Source organism: Aeromonas sp. FDAARGOS 1411, assembly GCF_019047125.1.
Taxonomy (GTDB): Bacteria; Pseudomonadota; Gammaproteobacteria; order Enterobacterales; family Aeromonadaceae; genus Aeromonas; species Aeromonas veronii.
Window position 1 is genome coordinate 3,446,262 of sequence record NZ_CP077214.1, and the last position, 23,739, is coordinate 3,470,000.

The 23,739-nt window shown below is 60.9% G+C and carries 17 protein-coding genes, 1 tRNA gene and 3 rRNA genes (1 of these 21 cut by a window edge); 4 read left to right on the forward strand and 17 right to left on the reverse strand.

Annotation, left to right across the window (positions count from 1 at the left end; genetic code table 11):
* Window positions 1–4: 4 nt before the first annotated feature.
* The 4 genes from cueR to rph form a co-directional block, all read right to left on the reverse strand.
* On the reverse strand, window positions 5–394 hold the full coding sequence (gene cueR / locus I6L41_RS15565) for a Cu(I)-responsive transcriptional regulator (RefSeq protein ID WP_005356117.1): 390 nt from the start codon (window positions 392–394) through the stop codon (window positions 5–7).
* Window positions 395–2,824, reverse strand: a complete 2,430-nt coding sequence (locus I6L41_RS15570; RefSeq protein ID WP_216959883.1) for a heavy metal translocating P-type ATPase — start codon at window positions 2,822–2,824, stop codon at window positions 395–397.
* Between the two features lie 178 nt (window positions 2,825–3,002).
* A complete protein-coding gene (gene pyrE, locus I6L41_RS15575) occupies window positions 3,003–3,656 on the reverse strand; it encodes an orotate phosphoribosyltransferase (protein WP_005356114.1) in 654 nt (217 codons plus the stop codon).
* Window positions 3,657–3,731: 75 nt separating this feature from the next.
* Window positions 3,732–4,448: a ribonuclease PH gene (gene rph / locus I6L41_RS15580; protein WP_026080315.1), complete on the reverse strand. Its 717-nt coding sequence runs from the start codon at window positions 4,446–4,448 to the stop codon at window positions 3,732–3,734.
* Between the two features lie 146 nt (window positions 4,449–4,594).
* Between rph and I6L41_RS15585 the strand changes: the two genes are divergently transcribed.
* Entirely contained in the window at window positions 4,595–5,458 is an 864-nt protein-coding gene (locus I6L41_RS15585) for a YicC/YloC family endoribonuclease (RefSeq protein ID WP_216959886.1), read from the forward strand.
* A gap of 120 nt (window positions 5,459–5,578) precedes the next feature.
* On the opposite strand, the gene I6L41_RS15590 is transcribed toward I6L41_RS15585, so the two are convergent.
* Window positions 5,579–6,484, reverse strand: coding sequence for a LysR substrate-binding domain-containing protein (locus tag I6L41_RS15590; protein WP_216959888.1), 906 nt, complete (start codon window positions 6,482–6,484; stop codon window positions 5,579–5,581).
* A gap of 120 nt (window positions 6,485–6,604) precedes the next feature.
* On the opposite strand from I6L41_RS15590, the gene I6L41_RS15595 reads away from it, so the two are divergent.
* Both I6L41_RS15595 and fghA read left to right on the forward strand, forming a co-directional pair.
* Window positions 6,605–7,732 carry an S-(hydroxymethyl)glutathione dehydrogenase/class III alcohol dehydrogenase gene (locus I6L41_RS15595; protein WP_216959890.1) on the forward strand — a complete coding sequence of 376 codons (1,128 nt, stop codon included), beginning with the start codon at window positions 6,605–6,607 and terminating at the stop codon, window positions 7,730–7,732.
* 48 nt (window positions 7,733–7,780) lie between these two features.
* Complete coding sequence (fghA, locus tag I6L41_RS15600) at window positions 7,781–8,617, forward strand: S-formylglutathione hydrolase (protein WP_216959893.1); 837 nt, start codon at window positions 7,781–7,783, stop codon at window positions 8,615–8,617.
* A 50-nt stretch (window positions 8,618–8,667) separates the two neighbouring features.
* Here the strand turns inward: fghA and I6L41_RS15605 are convergent, their stop codons facing one another.
* Window positions 8,668–9,390 carry a head GIN domain-containing protein gene (locus I6L41_RS15605; protein ID WP_216959896.1) on the reverse strand — a complete coding sequence of 241 codons (723 nt, stop codon included), beginning with the start codon at window positions 9,388–9,390 and terminating at the stop codon, window positions 8,668–8,670.
* Window positions 9,391–9,753: 363 nt separating this feature from the next.
* Between I6L41_RS15605 and ovoA the strand changes: the two genes are divergently transcribed.
* Window positions 9,754–11,904, forward strand: a complete 2,151-nt coding sequence (gene ovoA, locus I6L41_RS15610; RefSeq protein WP_216959899.1) for a 5-histidylcysteine sulfoxide synthase — start codon at window positions 9,754–9,756, stop codon at window positions 11,902–11,904.
* Between the two features lie 79 nt (window positions 11,905–11,983).
* Here the strand turns inward: ovoA and I6L41_RS15615 are convergent, their stop codons facing one another.
* The 11 genes from I6L41_RS15615 to I6L41_RS15665 all read right to left on the reverse strand — a co-directional run.
* A complete protein-coding gene (locus tag I6L41_RS15615; protein WP_058056266.1) occupies window positions 11,984–12,934 on the reverse strand; it encodes a bile acid:sodium symporter family protein in 951 nt (316 codons plus the stop codon).
* Window positions 12,935–13,229: 295 nt separating this feature from the next.
* The gene (locus I6L41_RS15620) at window positions 13,230–14,675 is read right to left on the reverse strand and encodes an amino acid permease (RefSeq protein WP_040067598.1); all 1,446 of its coding nucleotides are present in this window, start codon (window positions 14,673–14,675) and stop codon (window positions 13,230–13,232) included.
* Window positions 14,676–14,841: 166 nt separating this feature from the next.
* Window positions 14,842–15,180: a tRNA-binding protein gene (locus I6L41_RS15625; RefSeq protein WP_216959904.1), complete on the reverse strand. Its 339-nt coding sequence runs from the start codon at window positions 15,178–15,180 to the stop codon at window positions 14,842–14,844.
* Between the two features lie 76 nt (window positions 15,181–15,256).
* The gene (locus I6L41_RS15630) at window positions 15,257–16,702 is read right to left on the reverse strand and encodes an amino acid permease (RefSeq protein ID WP_216959907.1); all 1,446 of its coding nucleotides are present in this window, start codon (window positions 16,700–16,702) and stop codon (window positions 15,257–15,259) included.
* A gap of 103 nt (window positions 16,703–16,805) precedes the next feature.
* Window positions 16,806–17,261, reverse strand: a complete 456-nt coding sequence (locus I6L41_RS15635) for a beta-galactosidase subunit beta (protein WP_216959910.1) — start codon at window positions 17,259–17,261, stop codon at window positions 16,806–16,808.
* Window positions 17,258–20,332 (reverse strand): beta-galactosidase subunit alpha, encoded by a 3,075-nt coding sequence (gene ebgA / locus I6L41_RS15640; RefSeq protein ID WP_216959913.1) that lies wholly within the window; start codon window positions 20,330–20,332, stop codon window positions 17,258–17,260. The genes I6L41_RS15635 and ebgA overlap by 4 nt, the downstream gene beginning before the upstream one ends.
* Before the next feature lie 321 nt (window positions 20,333–20,653).
* Window positions 20,654–21,619, reverse strand: coding sequence for a transcriptional regulator EbgR (gene ebgR / locus I6L41_RS15645; RefSeq protein ID WP_005342046.1), 966 nt, complete (start codon window positions 21,617–21,619; stop codon window positions 20,654–20,656).
* Window positions 21,620–21,784: 165 nt separating this feature from the next.
* Window positions 21,785–21,899, reverse strand: a 5S ribosomal RNA gene (gene rrf, locus I6L41_RS15650).
* A gap of 27 nt (window positions 21,900–21,926) precedes the next feature.
* Window positions 21,927–22,002, reverse strand: a tRNA-Thr gene (locus I6L41_RS15655).
* Between the two features lie 46 nt (window positions 22,003–22,048).
* Window positions 22,049–22,163: ribosomal RNA gene (rrf, locus tag I6L41_RS15660) — 5S ribosomal RNA — on the reverse strand.
* Window positions 22,164–22,283: 120 nt separating this feature from the next.
* Window positions 22,284–23,739: ribosomal RNA gene (locus tag I6L41_RS15665) — 23S ribosomal RNA — on the reverse strand; it runs 1,434 nt beyond the window's last position.

Sequence of the window (23,739 nt, forward strand, 5' to 3'; positions counted from 1 at the left end):
TTGCTCACCCCTTCTCCAATTCGTCGAGGATCGGGCACTCGGGATTTTCATCCCCGTGGCAGCAGCAGACCAACCCTTCCAGGGAGGTAAGCATGGCCTGCAAACCGGCAATGCGAGCGCGCAGATCGACGATCTTCTCCTGCGCCAGCTTCTTCACCTGGGCGCTGGTTCTGTGTTCGTCCCGATAGAGCGCCAGCAGCTCCTGACACTCCTCCAGATTGAAGCCGGTCTCCCGCGCCCGCTTGACGAAACGCAGCTCCCGCAGCGCCCCCTCGGTGTAACTGCGATAGCCGTTGTCACTGCGTACCGGGGCTGTGATGAGGCCAATGCTCTCGTAATAACGGATGGTCTTGGCGGTCAGCCCAGTGGCCTTGGCAACCTTGCTGATGTTCATTTATGCCTCCTTACTGATCGGGTTGGATGCTGGCCCGTGCGCCGCCCTGGGCTGCCAGCGTTTCAATAACAGGGAATTGCTCAAAACGGTAATGCTGCTCAGGGCCATGGCCGCCCCCGCCAGCTCGGGGCTGAGGTAGCCCAACGCCGCCAGCGGAATACCGATGATATTGAACACGAAGGCCCAGAACAGATTCTGCTGTATGGTGCGCCAGGTCGCCGCCGAGATGTCGATGGCATCGGCCACCAGCCGCGGGTCAGATCGCATCAGAGTGATGGAAGCAGTCTCCATCGCCACATCGGAGCCGGAGCCCATGGCGATGCCGACGTCCGCCGCCGCCAGCGCCGGGGCATCGTTCACCCCGTCCCCCACCATGGCTACCAGCCCGCGAGTTTGCGCCCGCAGCGCCTCCACTTTCTCCACCTTGCCCGCTGGCAGCACGGAGTCAAAGGCCCCGTCCAGCCCCAGCTTGGCGGCGATATGGGCCACCGGTGCCGGTGCATCGCCACTCACCAGCCAGCTGGCGATGCCGCGCTGACGCAGGGTGGCGATGGCTTCCGGACTCTCGGGGCGCAGGGTATCGGCCAGCGCCGCTATGCCGGCCACCACGCCGTCGATGGCCACCCAAACCCGGGTCGCCCCATCGGCGGCTTGTTCATCCTGTTGCGGCATTTCAATCTCGAGCTGGGCCAGCAGGGAGCCATTACCGATGGCGACCCTGTGGCCCGCCACCTGACCGACAATACCGACCCCGACCCGCACCTCCACTGCCTCCGGCTGGGGCAACGCCACTTCTGTGCCGACGGCCTCCCGCATCGCCAGTGCCAGCGGGTGTTCGCTCGCCTGCTGCAGGGCGGCGGCCAGATGCAACTGCTCGTCATTGCCGCTCCAGCTGGCCAGCACCGGCTTGCCCTGAGTCAGGGTGCCGGTCTTGTCGAAGATCAGCGCCTTGATGGCGTGGGCCTTCTGCAGGGTATCCACATCCTTGATCAGAATGCCGTGGCGCGCCGCGACTCCGGTACCGGTGACGATGGCCGCCGGGGTCGCCAGCCCCAGCGCACAGGGGCAGGCGATCACCAGCACCGCCACAGCCGCCAGCAAGGCCTGACCGAAGTCGTTGCTGATGGCGTACCACACCAGCAGGGTGAACAGGGCGATGGCCATCACCACCGGCACGAACACGGCGGAGACCTTGTCCACCAGCTGCTGCAGCGGCGCCTTGCCCATCTGGGCGCTCTCCACCAGCGCGATGATCTTGCTGAGGCTGGAATCCTCCCCCACGGTCGTGGCTTCGATCTCCAGCACGCCGGAGCGGTTGATGGCTCCGCCCAGCACCTTGTCGCCCGCACTGCGCGGCACCGGCAGACTCTCGCCGGTGAGGATCGACTCATCCAGCTCGCTGGCGCCGCTCACGATTTTGCCGTCCACCGGCACCCGCTCACCCACCAGCACCTGCAGCCGATCACCGCGCAACACCTCGTCGACGGCGACACTCTGCCAGCTCTCGCCACGCCAGACGGTGGCGGTTTCCGGCCGCAGCGCCATCAGTTCGCGAATGGCGGACTGGGTGCTGCGTCTGGCCCGTGTCTCCAGCAACTTGCCGAGAGAAATCAGGGTGATGATGATGGCGCTCGCCTCGAAATAGAGCTTGCCGCTGGCAGCCATCCCCAGCGTCAACAACAGATAGAGGCTGTAGAAGTAGGCGGCGCTGGTGCCGGTTGCTACCAGCACATCCATATTGGCTGCGCGGTTCTTGATGGCGAGCCAGGCGCCGCGATAGAAACGGGCCCCGATCCAGAACTGCACCGGGGTGGCGAGCAGCAGCTCCAGCCAGGCGGGTAGATGCCAGGGGAACAGTCCGGCCATGGCCAGCATCCCCACCAGCAGCGGCAACGTCAGCAAAGCCGAGACGATGACCCGGGTTTGAGCCTGACGGGCAGTAGCGGCCTCCTGCGCTTCCCGCTCCAGCAACTGCTGGCGACGGCCGCTGGCCGAGCCTTGTGCCAACTGGGCGCCAAAGCCGAGCGCTTCGATCTGCTCGCGCAAAGCGGCTGGCGTCTGCATCCCGGGGACCAGCACGATCCGGGCCTGTTCGATGGAGAAGTTGACCTCGGCCGAGATAACGCCGGGCAGCGCGGCCAGCATCTTGTTCAGTCGAGCCGAACAACCGGCACAAGTCATACCGGTAATTTGAAACAAAAAGGTCTCGCTGCCGTAGTCGTAACCCTGACTCTTGATGCTGTCGAGCACCGCAGACAGGCGATCGGGGCTGGCCAACTCGATGGCCGCCTGCTCCAGCGCGAAGTTGACTGTGGCCTCGACCCCTTCAAGCTCGTTGAGGGCGGTCGTGATGCGGCCTGCGCAGTTGGCGCAGCTCATGCCGCTGAGCGGCAACTGCAGATGAATGGGTGATTGAAGATGAGTGGTCATGTTGTTCCTCCCCGGAACCCGTCGGCACCACAAAACGCCGACGGGTAAACCCTAACCTTTACTGTAAGGGTAAGCTCAAGCCACATGATCCACTTTTTGCAGATGAAAAAACGGCGCCCGTTTGCTGCCAGAGAGCAAACGGGCGCCGCATTCAGCTATTGCGCGGTGTGAGCGGAGTTCAGATACCGTACTGGGCGCGGTAAGCCTTCATGGCAGCCAATTGCGCCGCCAGCTCCGGCTGCTCGGCCTGCTTCTCTTCCAGATAGGCAATCAGGTCGCTCATCTGGATGATGGCGATGATGTGGGCGCCGTAGTCACGCTCCACCTCCTGAATGGCGGAGAGCTCGCCCTTGCCCTTCTCCTGACGGTCCAGCGCGATCAGTACGCCAGCCAGCGAGGCGCCGTTGGCCTGGATCAGATCCATGGATTCGCGGATAGCGGTGCCGGCGGTGATGACGTCATCCACCAGCATGATGCGCCCCTTGAGCGGGCTGCCCACCAGATTGCCACCCTCGCCGTGATCCTTGGCCTCCTTGCGGTTGAAGCACCAGGGCACGTCCACATCGTGCTGCTCCACCAGCTGCACCGCGGTAGCGGAGGCGATGGGGATCCCCTTGTAGGCCGGGCCAAACAGCACATCGAACTCGATACCGGCATCCATCAGAGCGGCGGCATAGAAGCGGCCGAGACGGGCCAGATCGCGGCCGCTGTTGAACAGACCGGCGTTGAAGAAGTAGGGGCTTTTACGACCGGATTTCAGGGTAAATTCACCGAATTTGAGGACCTGTTTCTCCAGGGCGAACTCGATAAATTGACGCTGGTAGGCTTTCATTCTGGCTCCTTGCTTGGCTTGTCGTTGTCTTGTGTGGGGGTATAAAAAAACGCGGTCAATGCCGCGTTTTTAAAATTATGAAAGTGACTGCTTCTGCAGCGCAATGATGTCGGCAATGCCGCCCTTGGCGAGCGCCAGCATCTCCAGCAGCTCTTCGTGGGTGAAGGGCTCGGCCTCCGCGGTGCCCTGCACCTCGATGATGCGACCATCTTCGGTCATCACCACGTTCATGTCGGTCTCGGCGGCGGAGTCTTCGATGTATTCCAGATCGCAGATGGCTTCGCCCTGATACATGCCGACGGAAACGGCGGCGATCATCTGCTTGAGCGGGCTCTGCTTGATCATGCCCTTCTCGACCATCCAGTTCAGCGCATCCACCAGCGCCACGCAGGCACCGGTAATGGAGGCGGTGCGGGTGCCGCCATCGGCCTGTAGCACGTCACAGTCAACGGTGATGGAGTGCTCGCCCAGCGCTGTCAGGTCTACCGCCGCGCGCAGGGAGCGGGCGATCAGCCGGGAGATCTCCAGAGTACGGCCACTCTGCTTGCCGGAGGCCGCTTCGCGGTTCATCCGGGAGTGGGTGGAGCGCGGCAGCATGCCGTACTCGGCGGTGACCCAGCCCTGATTCTTCCCTTTCAGGAAGCGCGGCACGCTGGTGTCGACGCTGGCGGTGCAGAGCACGCGGGTGTTGCCGAATTCCACCAGCACGGACCCTTCAGCATGCTTGGTGAAGTGGCGGGTAATGGTGACCGGACGAAGCTGCGCGGCAGTGCGATCGCTTGGACGTGACATGGGACGGACCTCTGGGCTGGCTGAATTGGCGCAGGAGTATAAGCCATCGCGGCCCAAATATCAGCCGCTAAAACCAACACTTCGGCTGACGCATCGGCCCCCGCTGGGTATAATCCCGCCACACTTCATCAAGCCCGGAACAATCAATGATTCACAGCATGACCGCCTACGCCCGCAAGGAACTCAAGGGCGACTGGGGCACAGCCGTTTGGGAAATTCGTTCGGTAAACCAGCGCTATCTGGAAACCTACATTCGCCTGCCGGAGCAACTGCGCAGCCTGGAACCGGTTCTGCGTGAGCGTTTCCGCGCCAAGCTGCAGCGCGGCAAGGTGGAGTGCAACCTGCGTTTCGAAGCCGCTCAGGCCGCTGCCAGCCAGCTGCACATTAATGAAGAGCTGGCCAAGCTGATCATCGACAGCGCCAACTGGGTAATGAAAGAGGCGGGCCAGGGCCAGCTCAACCCGGTCGACGTGCTGCGCTGGCCGGGTGTCATGGCTGCCGCCGAACAGGACATGGACGCGGTTGCCACCGAGCTGCTCGGCGGTTTTGACCAGACCATGGAAGATTTCCTCGCCTCCCGCGCCAGCGAAGGGGCCAACCTCAAGGCGCTGATCGAACAGCGTCTGGCCGGTATTCAGGTGGAAGTGAAGAAGGTGCGCGAACACCTGCCACAGATCATCGAATGGCAGCGCCAGAAGCTCACCGATCGTCTGGCCGAAGCCAAGGTCGAGCTGGATCCGGCCCGCATCGAGCAGGAGATCGTGCTGCTGGCCCAGAAGATCGACGTGGCCGAAGAGCTGGATCGTCTGGAGATGCACATCAGCGAGACCAACAAGATCATGAAGAAGGGTGGCGCCTGTGGCCGTCGTCTCGACTTTATGATGCAGGAGTTCAACCGCGAGTCGAACACGCTTGGTTCAAAGTCGATCAACGCCGAAGTGACCCAGTCCGCCGTCGAGCTGAAAGTCCTCATCGAGCAGATGCGCGAGCAGATCCAGAACATCGAGTGATGGGTCACTGACCATCCGGTTGTTACCTGCAAAAGAGCCCTTGATTCCTCAAGGGCTCTTTTATTTTCCGGCCATCGCACCTGTCGCCCACCACCGGTGAGTCAACGGGCGAGGAGCACCCTAGCCTATCGGCATCACCAGCGCCGGTTGGTGCGGGTCGCTCAGCCGCTCGGCCAGATAATCCACCAGCAGTCGCACCTTGGGGGAGAGGTGGCGGTTGTGGGGATAGAGGGCCCAGATCCCCTCCGCCGGCGCTCGCAGTTCCGGCAGCAGCTCGATCAGCTCGCCTCGGGCCAGATGGTCGCTCACGTAGTAGTCCGGCAGCTGGATGATGCCGATCCCCTTGAGCGCCGCATCCAGCAGGGCATGGCCGCTGTTGCACTGCAACAGGCCGCGCACCCGCACGCTGTGGGGGCGGCCATCCAGGGTGAAGTGCCACTCGTCACTGTTGCCCACCAGGCAGGTGTGGCGGGTCAGCTCGGAGAGGCTGTTGGGCATGCCGTGGCGGGCGGTGTAGGCCGGTGAGGCGCAGACATAGGGCACCCGCTGCGCCAGCTTGCGCGCCACCAGGCTGGAATCCTTGAGGTGGCCGAGCCGCAGCGCCAGATCGTAGCCCTCGTGCACCAGATCCAGCAGCTGGTTGGTGAGATTGAGGGTCACCTCCAGCTGGGGGAAACGCACCATGAAGTCATTCACCAGCGGGGCGATGCGGCTCTCGCCGTAGGAGACGGGGGCCGTGATGCGCAGCGACCCTTGCGGCACCGCCTGATGGCGCCCCACCGCCAGCTCCGCCTCGTAGAGGTTGTCGAGCAGCTGGCGGCAGTGGCGATAGTAGATCTCGCCAAGCTCGGTGAGCCGCACTTGACGGGTGGTGCGCAGCAGCAGCTTGGCCTGCAGCCTGTCCTCCAGCTGTGCCACCTGACGGCTCACTTGCGCCACCGACACTCCCAGCTTGCGCGCCGCCGGGGTAAAGCCCCCCTGCTCCGCCACGCTGACAAATTCACAGATCCCTTCCCAGCCGAACATTATTACCTGTGTGTAAAAGTGATTTGAGATTTGCCCTCATTATCACCAAATCGGCGGGAAACTACACTGAATGCCCGAACTCATCTCTGTTCACCCTGCTCAACAAGAAGGATGTCATTCATGACACAGGTTCAAAGCATCAAGTGTAAAGCCGCCATCGCCTGGGGCCCGGGTCAGCCCCTCTCCATCGAAGAAGTAGAAGTCATGCCGCCGCAAGCGGGCGAGGTGCGGGTGCGCATCGTCGCCACCGGCGTCTGCCACACCGATGCCTTCACCCTCTCCGGTGAGGATCCGGAAGGGGTCTTCCCCTGCATTCTCGGCCACGAGGGGGGCGGTATCGTCGAATCGGTCGGCGAAGGGGTCACCAGCGTCAAGGTGGGGGATCACGTGATCCCGCTCTACACCCCCGAGTGCGGCGAGTGCAAATTCTGCAAGTCCGGCAAGACCAACCTCTGCCAGAAGATCCGCGCCACCCAGGGCAAGGGGTTGATGCCGGACGGCACCACCCGCTTCTCGAAAGATGGCCAGCCCATCTATCACTACATGGGCACCTCCACCTTCAGCGAATACACGGTACTGCCGGAGATCTCCATCGCCAAGGTCGACCCGGCCGCCCCGCTGGAAGAGGTCTGTCTGCTCGGTTGTGGCGTCACCACCGGCATCGGCGCCGTGATGAACACCGCCAAGGTGAAAGAGGGTGAGAGCGTCGCCATCTTCGGGCTGGGGGGCATCGGCCTCTCGGCGGTGATCGGTGCCCGTCTGGCCAAGGCCGGTCGCATCATCGCCATCGACATCAACGAGAGCAAGTTCGAACTGGCCCGCAAGCTGGGTGCCACCGACTGCATCAACCCGAACGATTACGACAAACCGATTCAGGAGGTGATCGTCGAACTGACCGATGGCGGCGTCGACTTCTCCTTCGAGTGCATCGGCAACGTTAAGGTGATGCGTGCGGCGCTGGAGTGCTGCCACAAGGGTTGGGGCGAGTCGGTCATCATCGGCGTGGCCGGAGCGGGTCAGGAGATCAGCACCCGTCCGTTCCAGCTGGTGACCGGTCGGGTCTGGCGCGGCAGCGCCTTCGGCGGGGTTCGCGGTCGCAGCGAACTGCCGAGCTATGTGCAGCGCTATATGCAGGGTGAGTTCCGCCTCAATGACTTCATCACCCACACCATGCCGCTGGAACAGATCAACGAGGCGTTCGACCTGATGCACCAAGGCAAGAGCATCCGCACCGTCATCCACTACTGAGCATGATCACCCCGCCCGCCATCGTGGGCGGGGCGCAGGAGTCCTTCGATGAATCTGGAGATTATCAGCAGCAACAAGAGCTTCGGCGGCTGGCACAAGCGCTATCGCCACCACGCCAGCGTGCTCGGCTGCGAGATGAATTTTGCCATCTATCTGCCGCCCCAGGCCCTCACCGGCCAGAAGGTGCCGGTGCTCTACTGGCTCAGCGGCCTCACCTGCACCGATGAGAACTTCATGCAGAAGGCGGGTGCCCAGCGTATCGCCGCCGAGCTAGGCATCGCCCTGGTGGCGCCGGACACCAGCCCCCGCGGCGACGGCGTAGCGGACGATCCCGGTTATGACCTCGGCATGGGCGCGGGCTTTTACGTCAATGCCAGCCAGAGCCCCTGGCAGGCGCACTACCAGATGTATGACTACGTCACCCGCGAACTGCCTGACTTGATAGAGACCCACTTCCCGGTCTCGACCCGACGCGCCATCAGTGGCCACTCCATGGGCGGTCACGGTGCGCTGATCGCCGCGTTGCGAGAGCCCGGTCGCTACCGCTCGGCGTCGGCCTTCAGCCCGATCTGCCACCCGAGCCGCTGCCCCTGGGGCCAGAAGGCGCTCGGGGCGTATCTCGGCAGCAATCCTCTGCTGTGGCAGGAGTGGGATGCCTGCCAGCTGCTGCGCCACCAGCCGGTCACGCCGCTACCAACCCTGGTGGATGTGGGGCTGGATGATCCCTTCCTCGCCGAGCAGCTGCATATCGATGCGCTGGCCGAGGTGGCGGCCAGCAAGGAGTGGCCACTGGAGCTCAACCGCCACGAGGGCTATGACCACAGCTACTACTTCGTGGCGAGCTTTATCGAGGCGCACCTGCGCTTTCACGCCCGCCACCTCTGATCAACACAGGCCCGTTGCGGGCCTGTTTCAGTTGTGGTGATCGGTTGATATCAGCTGCCCGCGCGGGTCACCCCGCCGGAGCCCATGATCTGCTGCTCCACCTTGGGATCGCCCCAGTAGGCGATGTTGCCTGAGCCGGCGATGCCGACTTTCAGCGTCTCCTGCGCCCGTACCGCCACATCACCGCTGCCGGCGATATTGACCTCTACCTCCTTGCCGCGCATCTCGCTCCCGAGCACGTCGCCAGATCCGGCAATGTTCAGCTCGATGGCCTGTGCCGAACCGCTGCCCAGCTCCAGACTGCCGGTGCCAGCGATATTTCCTTCCAGCCGTTTCAGCTCCAGCTGACTGGCAACGATGTCACCGGTACCGGCCACCGACAGCACCAGCTCATCGCCCTTGAAGCCGCTCAGATCGCCGTTGCCGGTCCCGGCCAATGCCAGTTCGTTCAACACCGGCAAGGTGATGGTCAGCTCCAGCGGCTCGGTAGGATCGAGCCGGTAACCCTCCTTCACTTCGATCTCCAGCTTGTCGCCGCTCTCGGTCAGCTCCAGATAGGGCCGCAGGTTCTCCTGCCCCTTGATCAGGATACCGCGCGGCTCCCCCGCGACCAGATGGAGGGTGGCAGGCACCCCCGCCAGCACCCGGGTCACCCCGTCACCAAGCGCCTGCTGGCGCTCGACCACAGCCCCCGTTCCGGTCACTCTGGTCTGATCCAGCCAGTGACACCCACTGAGCCCAACCATCAACATGACAACCATCATCCATTTCATCGCTATTCTCCTCCTTATGTGTTGGCCATCCAGGGCCAATTGGTTTTCATGCTCTGCAAAGCGTGAGCCAAAAATTAACCTAATGATTCAAAAGGAAATAACTTTTTCACCCAGAACAGAACGAAGAATTAAGAGAGCCATTTAGACCATATTTTGGTGAAAATAACCATTCTCGAACGGATATGATCGTGGCTGATTGGCGGGTCGTCCTGCCGGTCACTACGCTGACAGCCCGCAGAAGTTTTTAATTGCCCTGCCAGTCTGTTGAGCCAATAGTGGTACTTCGTGCGTACCAAGCTCTCCATTGAGGTAATCTCATTACCACTGTCTTGTCAGTCTTCACTGCCAACAAGGAGTCAGAGCGTGACCCAAGCAAGCCCTCTCTATTCCACTGCCACCGGTCTGCCGGAGCCGACTCGCACCCCGTTTCTGACCGGCAGCGATCCCGAGCAGAAACGGCGCGAGCTGCTCGCCTACTTCTGCCAGACCTTCGATCTCTACGACTCGCTGTTCGACTGTCTGGCCGATGAGCGGGCCTGGTTCAACAAGGCGATCCCGCTGCGCCACCCGCTCATCTTCTACTACGGCCACACCGCCGCCTTCTTCATCAACAAACTGCTGGCGGCGCGCCTGATCGACCAGCGGCTGGATGCCCGCATCGAGGCCATGGTTGCCATCGGGGTGGACGAGATGAGCTGGGACGATCTGGACGAGACCCACTACGACTGGCCCAAGGTCAGCGAGCTGCGCAGCTATCGGGCCCAAGTCCGTTCGCTGGTGTGCGATTTCATCCGCCAGATGCCGCTCACTCTGCCCATCGACTGGCAGAGCCCGGCCTGGGTGATCCTGATGGGGATAGAGCACGAGCGCATCCACCTCGAGACCTCCAGCGTGCTGATCCGCCAGTTGCCACTCGCCTGGGTGCGGCCGCAGCCTTATTGGCCCGCCTGCACCGAAGCCCGCCACCACATTGATCAGGTGCCCGCCAACAGCCTGCTGCCGGTGGCCGGCGGCAAGGTGCGCCTTGGCAAGCGGGACGCCACCTACGGCTGGGACAACGAATATGGCGAGCGCCAGATCGAGCTGGCCCCGTTTCAGGCCAGCCGCATGCTGGTGAGCAATGCCGAGTACCTCGCCTTTGTCCAGGCGGGGGGCTACGGCCAGCAACAGTGGTGGGATGAGGAGGGGTGGAGCTGGTGCCAGTACGCCAAGGCGCAGATGCCCACCTTCTGGGTCGGCGACCCCACCGAACCCGGGCAGTTGCAGCTGCGGCTGATGACCGAGCAGGTCGCCATGCCATGGGACTGGCCGGTGGAGGTCAACCAGCTGGAGGCGGCTGCCTTCTGTCGCTGGAAGGCGGCCCGGACCGAACTCCCCATCCAGCTGCCGAGCGAGGCGGAATGGATGCTGCTGCGCGAGCAGCTACCCGGCGATCAGCCGGACTGGACGGAGGCACCCGGCAATATCAATCTGGCCCGTTTCGCCTCCTCCTGCCCGGTGGATGCCTGCCCGCAAGGGGAGTTCTTCGATCTGGTGGGCAATGTCTGGCAGTGGACCAGCACCGCCATCGATGGCTTCGACGGCTTTAAAATCCACCCGCTCTACGACGACTTCTCCACCCCTACCTTTGATGGCAAGCACACCCTGATCAAGGGCGGCAGCTGGATCAGCACGGGTAACGAAGCGCTCAAATCCTCCCGTTACGCCTTCCGGCGTCACTTCTTCCAGCATGCGGGTTTCCGCTATCTGGTCTCCCGTTATCAGGAACCCGTTATCGTGAATCCCTATGAAACCGACACGCTGGTCGCTCAGTACCTCGACTTCCAGTACGGCCCGAGCCACTTCGGGGTAGCCAACTACGCCAAGACGCTTGCTGATCTTGCTGGCGAGCTCTGCAGCAACCACCAGCGGGCGCTGGATATCGGCTGCGCCACCGGCCGCGCCAGTTTCGAACTGGCCCGCCACTTCAAGCATGTGGACGGGGTGGACTACTCGGCCCGCTTCATCGATGTGGCGCTGGCCCTCGCCAGCCAGGACAGCTTCCGCTACGCCATTCCGCTGGAGGGTGAACTGGTGGAGTATTGCGAGGCGCGCCTGTCGTGCCACGGGCTGGGGGCGAGTCAGGCTGAGCGCATCCACTTCAGTCAGGGGGATGCCTGCAACCTCAAGCCCAAATATGACCACTACGACCTGGTGCTCGCCTCCAATCTGATCGACCGGCTACGGGAGCCCGCCCGCTTCCTGCGGGACATAGCTCCCCGGCTGCGCAGCGGTGGCCTGCTGGTGCTCACCAGCCCCTATACCTGGCTGGCGGAATATACCCCGCCCGCCAACTGGCTCGGCGGCATTCGCGAAAACGGCGAGGCGCTCACCACCTATCAGGCGCTGCAACGGCTGCTGGCGGCGGAGTTCGAAGAGCACTGCCCGCCGCGGGATGTGCCCTTCGTCATCCGCGAGACCGCCCGCAAATACCAGCACACGGTGGCGCAGCTGACCGTCTGGCGCAAACGCTAATCCGCCGGTCGGCATGCAGATGAGAAGAGGGAGGCCAACGGGCCTCCCTCTTGTTATGGCAGTCAAAACGGCGCGAGTATCAATGCCCCTGCTCGTGATAGCGGCGTGCCAGCACGGCGCAGACCATCAGCTGGATCTGGTGGAAGATCATCAGCGGCAGCACCATCACCCCGACGCTGGCGGCCGGGAACATGACGTTGGCCATCGGCACCCCGTTGGCAAGACTCTTCTTGGAGCCGCAGAAAACGATGGTGATCTCGTCCGCCTTGTCGAAGCCGAGGCGGCGGCTGATCCAGACGTTCCAGCAGAGCACCAGCGCCAGCAATACGCAGCTCAGCAGCACGATACTGGCCAGATCGTACCAGCCTACTTGATGCCAAATCCCCTGCACCACCGCCTCGCTGAAGGCGACGTAGACCACCAACAGGATGGAGCTCTGATCCAGCTTGCCGATGAGAGGCCGATGGCTGTCGACCCAGCGCCCGATGAGCGGACGCGACAGGTGGCCGACCACGAACGGCAGCATCAGCTGCATCATGATGGACTGGATAGAGTGCCAGGTGTCGATCCCCTCCCCCTGCACGTGGATCATCATCCCCACCAGCACCGGCGAGAGGAAGATGCCGAGGATGCTGGAGGCCGAGGCGCTGCACACCGCCGCCGACACATTGCCCCCCGCCATGGAGGTGAAGGCGATGGCCGACTGCACGGTGGCAGGCAGGGCGCAGAGATAGAGGAAGCCGAGGTAGATGGCAGGGCTCAGCCAGCTCGGCACCAGCGGGGTGAGCAGCAGCCCCAGCAGCGGAAACAGCACGAAGGTGCTGAGCATCACCACCAGATGGAGCCGCCAGTGGCCGAGGCCTGCCAGCAGGTTCTGGCGCGACAGCTTGGCGCCATGCATGAAGAACAGCAGCGCCACCGCCAGCTTGGTCAGCAGACCGAACCAGACGGCTACCTGCCCCTCGCAGGGAAAGAGGGAGGCCAAGGTGACCACCGCAATCAGCACAACAGTAAAGGGATCCAGACGCACGAAAGGTCTCCATCAGAAGGGCATCCTGCTGCCGTGGCGACAATCAGGATTGGGGAGGACAAGAAACGGAGCGGGAGATGTCTGGCACCTCCCGCTAAAACGAACCTCCAGCTTACCCCGATAACGGAGAGGCGCAACGTTGTGCTGCGGTTAATTGTTCATCAATGCTTAACGCCGTCGCCATATCGAGCAGCAAAAGTTGACGATAAAACGGCTGTGACAGCTACCCAACGGCTAAAAATGGATAAAAAAACGGGCGACCAAGGCCGCCCGTTCCGCTTCTTCGCTCAGCCGATCAGCGCTGGCTGGCCAGCTTGCCGTTGCCGGTTTTCTTCTCATTGCCGGCGAGCTTGCGAGCCTGCCGCTTCTCGAAGCGGGAGATCCACCAGTAGGCCAGCGCCGAGAAGACCGCGGTCATAAAGACGTTGATGAAGAAGGCGCGCACCAGATCCACTCCGGCCGGGAAGGCGGAGGCGCTCATGCTCACCACGAAGATGGCGATCAGCACCGACACCACGCCCATCCCGAACTTGCGCGACCCCATGCGGAAGTCGCGGGGGGTGTCGTCATGTTTCCAGCGGAACACGAAGTAGGCCACCATGATGAAGATCGGCGGCAACATGGCGGTGCCGGCGGTGAGGTTGATGGCGGTGTTCATCATCTGCTGCACCGACTCGGAACCGAAGCCGTTGACCACCAGCATCGCGAACACGAAGACAAACTGCCACCAGGCGGCGCGCACCGGCACGCCGTGCTCGTTGAGCTGGGTGGTCTTCTCGCCGTAAACCCCCTGCGGGATCTCGGAGAAGTGGATCTTCACCGGCGCCGAGGTCCACATCATCATGGAACCGAACATGGCGATAAACAGCACCACGCCGACGAAGCGGCCAACCAGCGCCTCGGAGAGCCCGAAGTACTGCGCCATGCCGGTGAAGATCTCCACCATGCCGCCGGCATAGGTGAGGCTCTCGCGCGGCACGAACACGTTCACCAACAGGGAACCGACCGCATACATGGCACCGATGACGATACCCGCACTGATGATCACCTTGATGAAGGACTTCTGGCCGCCCTTCACGTCATTGAGGTAGGCCGCCGCCGTTTCGGCACCGCCCGCCGCCTGGAAGATCCAGCACATGATGCCGAGGGTCGCCCAGTTGACGGTGGGAGTCATCGCCTCCAGCGTGATGGGCTGGGCCGGCACATGATCGCCACTCAGGGCCATCAGGGCACCCAGCACATAGATGGCGAACAGGGCAAATACCCCGTAGGCCACGATCTCGGCAATCTTGCCGAGCCAGCTCGCCCCCTTGGTAGATATGTGGGTCGCCGCCGCAAACAACACGATGGAGATGATCGAGGTGACCATGGGCGAGAAGCTGTACTCATAGCCCAGCATGGCGTAGGAGGCGTAGGCGATGACGTTGGGCAGCAATGAGACGAACCAGAACAGGTTCACGAACCAGTAGAGAAACGAGCCCAGATAGGCCATCCGGGTGCCGAGCGGTTTTTTCAGCCAGTCGTACATCCCCGACTCGGAGTTTTTGTTGGCCGAAACGAACTCGGCGATGATGAAGACGAACGGAATGAAGTAGACGATTGTCGCCAGCAGGAAGATGGGGGCGGAGCTGAGCCCCAGCTCGATGTTGTTGTTGACGATGTTGCGCACATTGAACACGGCGGCAAAGGTCATCGACAACAAGGCAAACTTGCCTATGGTGCCGCGTACGGATTCAGACATGGTGTCCTCCAGTGGACTCGCGCTCCCTGCGGGGAGCGCTGTGACTCTGTGATGTGTTCGGCAAGGGTCTGTCGGCCCCGCGCTTTACTCTCTTGTTATGATCGGGCCGCGTGGACGGCCTCGTTGCTGAACCGGTGTAGTCTCCCGCACCGGCTCGCAATACCATTCAGACGATCGGAGTGCCCGGCGCCATCGGCACCCGCGGTTGCAACAGCACGCTCTGGCTCTCGTCCGGGGTCTCGGCGCAGAGCAACATGCACTCGGATCGCTCGCCGCGCATCCTGGTGGGCTTGAGGTTGGTCAGCACCACGACCTCGCTGCCCATCAGCTCCTCTTCGCTGTAGTAGGGCACCAGACTGGTGACGGTCTGCAGCGGCCGCTCGCCACCCACGTCGATCTGGATGATGTAGAGTTTGTCGGCCCCGGGGTGACGCACCACCTCCAGCACCTTGCCCACCTTCATCTCGACCCGCTTGAATTCGGCAAACTCGATCGTCTCGCTCATTCTCTTTTCCTTTTCTGGTTCAACGGTTTGCGGGTGGCCAACGGCCACCCGGTTTGATTGGGATTCAATGCCGTGCCTATGGCGTCTGCATGGCAACCTGTGCTGTCGGCTGGGCCTCTTTGGCACGCGCTTCGGCGCTGAGGGAGGCCTCGTATCTGTTGTATTTCCACCAGGCGAAGCCGAGGAAGATCACGATCCCGCCGACGTTGTAGAAGACGATGGTCATGATGTCGGCGCCGGTCGGGAAGGTGGAGGCGAGGAAGCCCACCGAGAAGATGGCGATCAGCACCGAGACCACGGCGATGCCGGTAGTGCGCGAACCCATCTTGAACTCACGCGGCAGGTGATCGAGCTTCCGGCGCAGATTGAGGTAGGCCAGCATGATGAACAGCGGCGGCAGCATGGAGGCGGCAGCGGTCATGTTGATAACGGTGTTCATCAGATCCTGCGCTGTGTTGGAGCCCAGGGTCGGGATCACCATCAGCGGCAGCACGATGAGGTACTGGATCCAGGCTGCGCGGGCGGGCACGCCGTTCTCGTTGAGCTCGACCGTCTTCTTGCCGAAGATGCCGGACGGGATCTCGGAGAAGAAAATCTTCACCGGGGTCGCGGTCCACATCAGCAGGGAGCCGAACATGGCGGTGAAGGAGACCAGCCCGACGAAGCGGTTCATCAGGATCTCCGGCAAGCCGAAGTAAGCCGCCAACCCCTCGAACACCTGCACCGAGCCGCCGGTATATTTCAGGGTGTCGCTGTGGACGAACACGTTGATCAACAGCGATGCAATGGAGTAGAGCACGCCGATAAAGATCCCGGCGACGATGATCACCTTCACGAAGGATTTGGAGCCGCCTTTCACGTCATTGACGTAGACCGCCACCGACTCGGCGCCACCGGCTGCCATAAAGATCCAGGTCGTAATACCCAGGAAGGCCCAGCTGAAATCGGGGATCATGGCCTCTACCGTGATGGGGTCGGCCGGTTGCACGCCGCCCACCAGTGCCGCACCCGCCAGCAGTATGTAGGAGAGGGTCAGCAGCAGCATCAGGGACGAGGTCACCGAGGTGATGGGACCGAGCATCTTGGCACCGTTGGTAGAGACGTAGGTAGCAAAGGCAAACAGCACCATGCTCAATGCCGTGGTCGCCACCGGAGTGAGAATGTACTCGTAGCCGAGAAAGGCATAGGAGGCGTAGGCGATAACCCGCGGCAGCAGCGAGGTGAAGAAGAAGAGGTTCACGAACCAGTAGGTGTAGGCGGAGATAAAGGCCCAGCGACCGCCGAGGGAGCTCTTCACCCAGGCATAAACACCCGCTTCGGAGTTCTTATTCAGTGACACAAATTCCGCAATGATCAGGCAAAACGGAATGAAGTAGAAAATGGTGGCCAGAAAGAACATCGGGGCCGAGGCCAGACCGATTTCGATGTTGTTGTTGATGACGTTGTTGAAGCTGAATACCGCCGCGAAGGTGAGCGACAGCAGACCAAACTTGCCTATCGTATTCCGTTTGGAATCAGACATGGTGCATCTCCAGACCTGTAGTTATCTCAGCGAAATGGCGGGGCATGATTTGTAGGGTGAGCCCCGCCCTTCCGGCTTTTGTCAGTGCAGAACCGGCGGCTTGTTATTTGTTCTTGAAGTAGCCGCCTTCGACGGTGACCTTGATGATCACCTTGCGCACCGGCCCGTCGCCGACGAAACGGTAGGCCTCGTCGTTCTCGAAGATCACCACCTGACCGTTGCCGACTTTCTGGCGCTCGCGCACCTCGCCGGCCAGCCACTCGCGGTCGGTGGTGTCGTCATAGGCCTGCTCGACCGCCAGCTCGCTCTTGGCAGCCCACTCCACCGTCTCTGCCCCTTCCAGGTAGTAGTGAACGTCGAAGTAACGGCGCTGCCCCTCGAACAGGGAGGTGGCCGGGCTGGCCCCCTCCTGCAAGCGATAGGTGAGGGAGTCACCGATGGAGTGGCAGATGCCGGGTTTGAGGTTCGGCAGGTTGTTGATGGCCTCCACGCAGCGGCCCCACTTCTTGCCTTCCCGGTAGATGTTTTTGAACAGGGTCAGGTTGTCCAGGGTGATCATGCGAGGTTCCTCCCGCCGTTGATGGTGAGATCGAGCCCGGCCAGCGCAGCCGGATTGAGGTTGCCACGGGCGATGGGTAGCAGGGTCAGGCCGAAGCGGAATGGCTCGAAGCGCACCCGCCAGGAGTCCAGCACTTCGGAGCCCCAGGAGTTGGAGCCCAGCCCCAGCACCTTGTGATCCAGATTGAGGGTGAGATAACCGCAGGGCTCCAGCTCGTTGATGTGCTGCGCCGCGTGGATATGCTCCCAGCTGTAGGGCCAGACGCTCAGGTTGATGGGGGCATCGGGTCGCACGTAGAGACCGGCGCCGTGGCGGTTGGTCAGGGTCGCCCAGCGCACCTGCTGGCGGTTGCCGTTGTCCTGCGGGAAGGGGTAGTGCTCCCACATCTCGCTGACTGTGCTCTGGAAGCTGTCGATCCAGTTGCTCTGGCGGCTGTCCTGATAGTTTTCGCCCGGCCCCATGCCGTAGTAGTGCACCCGGTCGAGATCCTGACGAATGCCCAGCTCGAAGCCGATCTTGGGAATGATGTCGTCATAGCCGCCGTAGGGCTGGCCGGACAGAGCCACGTGCAGCTGACCGTTCGGGCTCAGGGTGTAGACGTAGCGGCAGCGCATGCCAAAGTCGAACACCGGCGGTGCGATCAGACTCTCCACCGTTACCTCGACCGCCTCACCCAGCTGACGCCAGCTCAGGGTGCGGAAGTGCTCCTGCATGATCTGCAGGTGGTTCGGGTGCCACAGGCTCTCGTACTCCTGCTTGTGGTTGTCGATCATCGGCTTGAAGAAGGTGAGGCGCGGCGAGCGCTCAATCAGCTCGATACCATCCTGCTGCCAACTCACCAGTTTGCCGTCGAGGCGCGAGAAGCGCAGGGCAAAGCCGCTGCCGCTCAAGGTCAGCGCGAGGCGCTCATCGGCAATCTGCAACGGAGTGGCGTTGGGGTTGGCAAAGGGCTGCAACTGGCGAGTCGATGCCTTCAGCTGGAACTGGTACTGGCCCAGCTCGTGCTCCGCCGCGCTGTAACGGGTGGCAGTGGCCTTGATGACCCGCAGTTGGACGAAGGTTTCCCGCCCATCGAGAGCGGGCAGTTCGAGTTGCAGATCTGTGGTGGCACCGGGAGCCACCCCTTCCAGCCGGATTTGCTGGCTGGCCAGCAGCTCGCCCTCGGCCTTCACTTCGACCAGCAGGCGGATGTCGTCGAGAGTGGAGAACCAGTAGCGGTTTTCCACCGCCAGCTTGCCACTCGCCAGATCCAGCGCGCGCACCTTGACCGGGCAGATCACCTGCTTGTATTCGCGCAGGCCCGGCCCAGGGGTTTGATCCGGATAGATGAGGCCATCCATGCAGAAGTTGTAGTTGTTGGGGTAGTCGCCGTAGTCGCCGCCGTACTTGTAGACGGGGCGCCCCTGCTCGTCCTGATCCAGAATGCCGTGATCGCACCACTCCCAGATGTAGTGGCCCTGAATGTGGGGATGGCGGTCAAACACCTGCTGGTATTCGCTGAGGCCACCCGGGCCATTGCCCATGGCGTGGGCGTATTCGCAGAGGATGCGCGGCTTCTCCATCGGGAACTCGCCGAAGCAGTTCATCTGGGAGACGCGGGAATACATGGTACTCACCACATCCACCACCTCGGCATCGCGATCCTCTTCGTAGTGCACCAGCCGGGTCGGGTCGATCGCCTTGCAGCGCTGGTACATGGCTCTGATGTTGCAGCCGTAGCCGGACTCGTTGCCGAGCGACCAGATGATGATGGAGGGGTGGTTCTTCTGGGCGTGCACGTGGCGCTCGATGCGATCCACGAACACCGGCTCCCAGAAGGGATCGTTGGTGATGCGGCTGAGATCGCCAACGTTGGCAAAACCGTGGGTCTCCACGTCGGTCTCCGCCATCACGAACAAACCGTACTGGTCGCACAGCTCATAGAAGCGCGGGTCGTTCGGGTAGTGGGCGGTGCGCACCGAGTTGAGGTTGTGCTGCTTCATCAGCACGATATCGCGCTCCACCCGATCCATGCCGACCGCGCGGCTCTTGAGGTGGTCGTTGTCGTGACGGTTCACCCCGTGCAGCTTGAGGTAGTGGCCGTTGACGTAGAAAAGGCCATCCTTGACCTTGATTTCACGCACCCCGAGCCGCTGCGGGATCACTTCCAGCAGCTCACCCCGACCGTTGTAGAGGGAGAGTTGCAGCTGGTAGAGGTAAGGGTCTTCGGCACTCCACAGATGGGGGGGGGCCAGATCCAGCGTGAAGCGGCAATCACACTTGCCGTCGATGGCGAGATGATCGAGCGAGCCGCTGGCGATCTCGCTGCCCTGATCCAGCAGCGACCAGACCAGACGGTGATCACGGGCGGGCGCACCAAGATTTTCCAACTGGATATCGCAGCTCAGGGTGGCGCTTTGATTGTCATCAGCCAGCGCGGTGCGGATGAAGAAGTCCTGCACATGGGTGGCCGGTTTGCCCACCAGATAGACGTCGCGGAAGATCCCCGCCATCCACCACATGTCCTGATCTTCGATATAGGTGGAGTCAGCCCACTGCATCACCCGCACTGACAGCAGGTTCTCGCCAATGTTGGCGTAGGCACTGATATCGAACTCGGCGGTGAGACGGCTCCCCTTGCTGAAACCGACGTAGTGGCCGTTCACATAGACCTCGAAGTAGGTCTCCACCCCGTCAAACTTGATGATCACCTGCTCCCCATCCCAGGCCGGGCTCAGCGTGAAGCTGCGCTGATAGGCACCGGTGGGGTTGTTGGTCGGCACGAAGGGCACGTCGATGGGGAAGGGAAAACCTTCGTCGGTGTACTGCAGCTGGCCATGCCCTTCCATCTGCCACATGTTGGGCACGGTGATCTGGCCCCATTCGTTCATGGGACTGTGATAGAAGGCCTCCGGCACCTGCAGGGGGTGGTCGAAGTAGTGGAACTGCCACTGGCCGCCAAGGCTCAGAAAACGGCGGCTCAGCTCGCGCTGCATGGTGGCCGCCAGCGCGTGGTCGGCATAAGAGAAGAAGTAGGCGCGCGGAGCCAGCCTGTTTTCACCAACGAATTGGACGTTTTCCCAGTTATTCACATGTCCTCCCGGAACAAGGCAACGTTAACTGGGTAAACTCTAGATAAACATTTACTAAATATCAGCTTTGGATTGGTAAAGTTTTAACCTGATCACAATGAACAGATGGTTTTGTGAGCGAGATCAGAAGCGGGAGATAAAGGAGGGCAAGATATGGATGAGTGGCATAGATGTTGATAGCCGTTGGCTGAACTGCAATAAAATCAACTATAAAACAATATGATATGAAGTTGTTGGATGATATGGGAAAGAGGTTTACTTGGGAGAGGTGTCGCACCACCGCAAGATGGTGCGACTAAAAAGCAGGGTGTTTTACTAAAATCAGCGAGTGGTGCCACGCAGGGTCAGCTTGCTCGGTACCAACACCCGGAGTGGAATATCACGCTCGTCACGCAGCCGCTCAACCAACAAATTGACCCCCTGGGAACCCATCAACTCGGAGTGGATCCGCACCGTAGAGAGTGGCGGGAAGGTGAACTTGGCGGTCGGAATATCGTTGACGCTGATAAGCTCAATTTGCTGGGGAATCGCTAGTCCCTTCTCATGAATGGCACGCAGCACACCGATGGCGATGGAGTCGGAGGCGACGAACAGCGCCTTGGGCCAATCCCCTGCCAGCATCTCCTTCGCCAACTGGTAGCCGGAAGCGCTGGAGAAGTCCCCACGATAGAGATCGCTCTCCTGCACCACCCCCAGCCGCTGACCATAATCCCGGAAGGCCAGTTCGCGCAGATCCGGATTCTCATCCTGGCCACCGATATAACCGATGCGCTGGTGCCCCTGCGCGATGAAGTAATCGACAACCTGCTGGCTGATCAGTGCGAGATCCACATCGACCGAGTCGAACTCTCCCTGTGAACGGCAGTCGACAAACACCAGCTGGCTGGAACAAGCCCTTAGCTGGACGAGACGTTCGGCTGTGAGTGTGCCGACCACCAGAATGCCATCCACGGCGCTCAGCTCGCGCCCTTCACCACAGTTGTAGAGATGAGTCAGCTCGATATTGAGGCGGGCACTCTGGGTCTCGATACCATAACGGATGGCGAGATAGTAAGGGTCGTTGACCTCGGTACTCTGGGGATAGGCATAGACCACCAGAAAGTGCAGCTTGCTCTTGTGTACCCCCTTTCGGGCGCTGCTGGTCTTGTACTCCAGCCGTTCGGCAATCTCGAAGATCCGCTGCTTGGTCTCTTCCTTGACGCTCAGGCTGGGATCCTCGTTCAGTACCCGGGATACCGTGGCGAGAGAAACCCCCGCTTCCTGTGCAATTTCCTTCAACGTAGCCATCAATACCTCGCTGGCAGCATCACGTGTTAATCGGCAACGGCTAAAGAGTAACGGGCAATCCCTTGATAGCCCAGCACTTTTACTAAAATGCCGGCGGCAGTGCAGTTTTTTGGAAGACAGAAATGCAAAAAGGCCTCCCGAATGGGAGGCCTCTTCTAAAGAGGTGCCTGACAGTGTCCTACTCTCGCATGGCGAATGCCACACTACCATCGGCGCTACCGCGTTTCACTTCTGAGTTCGGCATGGGATCAGGTGGTTCCACGGCGCTATTGCCGTCAGGCAAAAGCTTCTAAAACTAACTTGAAAATGGTGCTGATACCCAGAATCGAACTGGGGACCTCATCCTTACCAAGGATGCGCTCTACCGACTGAGCCATATCAGCACACTAACCGGTAAAGACCACGCTGGGCGTAATCTTGAAATTGAGTGCCTGGCAGTGTCCTACTCTCGCATGGCGAATGCCACACTACCATCGGCGCTACCGCGTTTCACTTCTGAGTTCGGCATGGGATCAGGTGGTTCCACGGCGCTATGGCCGCCAGGCAAATTCTTAATCTAGAAAGCTGACGTGAATAACGAGGTTGCTCGTTGCTTGTCGTTATCACTGAATTAGTAGTTCGCTTGCTATCTGTTACAAGCCTTAGAACACTTCTTGGGTGTTGTATGGTTAAGCCTCACGGGTAATTAGTATGGGTTAGCTCAACACGTCGCCGCGCTTACACACCCCACCTATCAACGTTGTGGTCTCCAACGGCCCTTTAGGACCCTCAAGGGGTCAGGGATGACTCATCTCAGGGCTCGCTTCCCGCTTAGATGCTTTCAGCGGTTATCGATTCCGAACTTAGCTACCGGGCAGTGCCACTGGCGTGACAACCCGAACACCAGAGGTTCGTTCACTCCGGTCCTCTCGTACTAGGAGCAACTCCCTTCAATCATCCAACGCCCACGGCAGATAGGGACCGAACTGTCTCACGACGTTCTGAACCCAGCTCGCGTACCACTTTAAATGGCGAACAGCCATACCCTTGGGACCGACTTCAGCCCCAGGATGTGATGAGCCGACATCGAGGTGCCAAACACCGCCGTCGATATGAACTCTTGGGCGGTATCAGCCTGTTATCCCCGGAGTACCTTTTATCCGTTGAGCGATGGCCCTTCCATTCAGAACCACCGGATCACTATGACCTACTTTCGTACCTGCTCGACCTGTCCGTCTCGCAGTTAAGCTGGCTTATGCCATTGCACTAACCTCCTGATGTCCGACCAGGATTAGCCAACCTTCGTGCTCCTCCGTTACTCTTTGGGAGGAGACCGCCCCAGTCAAACTACCCACCAGGCACTGTCCGCGAGCCCGATTCAGGGCCCTGCGTTAGAACATCAAACATACAAGGGTGGTATTTCAAGGACGGCTCCAGCGCAACTGGCGTCACGCCTTCAAAGCCTCCCACCTATCCTACACATGTAGGTTCAATGTTCAGTGCCAAGCTGTAGTAAAGGTTCACGGGGTCTTTCCGTCTAGCCGCGGGTACACCGCATCTTCACGGCGAATTCGATTTCACTGAGTCTCGGGTGGAGACAGCATGGCCATGGTTACACCATTCGTGCAGGTCGGAACTTACCCGACAAGGAATTTCGCTACCTTAGGACCGTTATAGTTACGGCCGCCGTTTACCGGGGCTTCGATCAAGAGCTTCGCTTGCGCTAACCCCATCAATTAACCTTCCGGCACCGGGCAGGTGTCACACCCTATACGTCCACTTTCGTGTTTGCAGAGTGCTGTGTTTTTGATAAACAGTCCCAGCCATCTGGTCACTGCGACTCCCAACTGCTCCATCCGCAAGGGACTTCACTGTCAGGAGCGAACCTTCTCCCGAAGTTACGGTTCTATTTTGCCTAGTTCCTTCACCCGAGTTCTCTCAAGCGCCTTGGTATTCTCTACCCGACCACCTGTGTCGGTTTGGGGTACGATGACTTGTAATCTGAAGCTTAGAGGCTTTTCCTGGAAGCAGGGCATCAATGGCTTCCACACCGTAGTGTGTTCGTCTCGTGTCTCAGTGTTGTGTCTCCGGATTTGCCTAGAAACACCACCTACGCACTTTCACCAGGACAACCGTCGCCT

Coding starts and splice junctions, on each gene's coding strand:
- cueR (WP_005356117.1), bottom strand. CDS start 394: ATGAACATCAGCAAGGTTGCCAAGGCCACTGGGCTGACCGCCAAGACC.
- I6L41_RS15570 (WP_216959883.1), bottom strand. CDS start 2,824: ATGACCACTCATCTTCAATCACCCATTCATCTGCAGTTGCCGCTCAGC.
- pyrE (WP_005356114.1), bottom strand. CDS start 3,656: ATGAAAGCCTACCAGCGTCAATTTATCGAGTTCGCCCTGGAGAAACAG.
- rph (WP_026080315.1), bottom strand. CDS start 4,448: ATGTCACGTCCAAGCGATCGCACTGCCGCGCAGCTTCGTCCGGTCACC.
- I6L41_RS15585 (WP_216959886.1), top strand. CDS start 4,595: ATGATTCACAGCATGACCGCCTACGCCCGCAAGGAACTCAAGGGCGAC.
- I6L41_RS15590 (WP_216959888.1), bottom strand. CDS start 6,484: ATGTTCGGCTGGGAAGGGATCTGTGAATTTGTCAGCGTGGCGGAGCAG.
- I6L41_RS15595 (WP_216959890.1), top strand. CDS start 6,605: ATGACACAGGTTCAAAGCATCAAGTGTAAAGCCGCCATCGCCTGGGGC.
- fghA (WP_216959893.1), top strand. CDS start 7,781: ATGAATCTGGAGATTATCAGCAGCAACAAGAGCTTCGGCGGCTGGCAC.
- I6L41_RS15605 (WP_216959896.1), bottom strand. CDS start 9,390: ATGAAATGGATGATGGTTGTCATGTTGATGGTTGGGCTCAGTGGGTGT.
- I6L41_RS15620 (WP_040067598.1), bottom strand. CDS start 14,675: ATGTCTGAATCCGTACGCGGCACCATAGGCAAGTTTGCCTTGTTGTCG.
- I6L41_RS15625 (WP_216959904.1), bottom strand. CDS start 15,180: ATGAGCGAGACGATCGAGTTTGCCGAATTCAAGCGGGTCGAGATGAAG.
- I6L41_RS15630 (WP_216959907.1), bottom strand. CDS start 16,702: ATGTCTGATTCCAAACGGAATACGATAGGCAAGTTTGGTCTGCTGTCG.
- I6L41_RS15635 (WP_216959910.1), bottom strand. CDS start 17,261: ATGATCACCCTGGACAACCTGACCCTGTTCAAAAACATCTACCGGGAA.
- ebgR (WP_005342046.1), bottom strand. CDS start 21,619: ATGGCTACGTTGAAGGAAATTGCACAGGAAGCGGGGGTTTCTCTCGCC.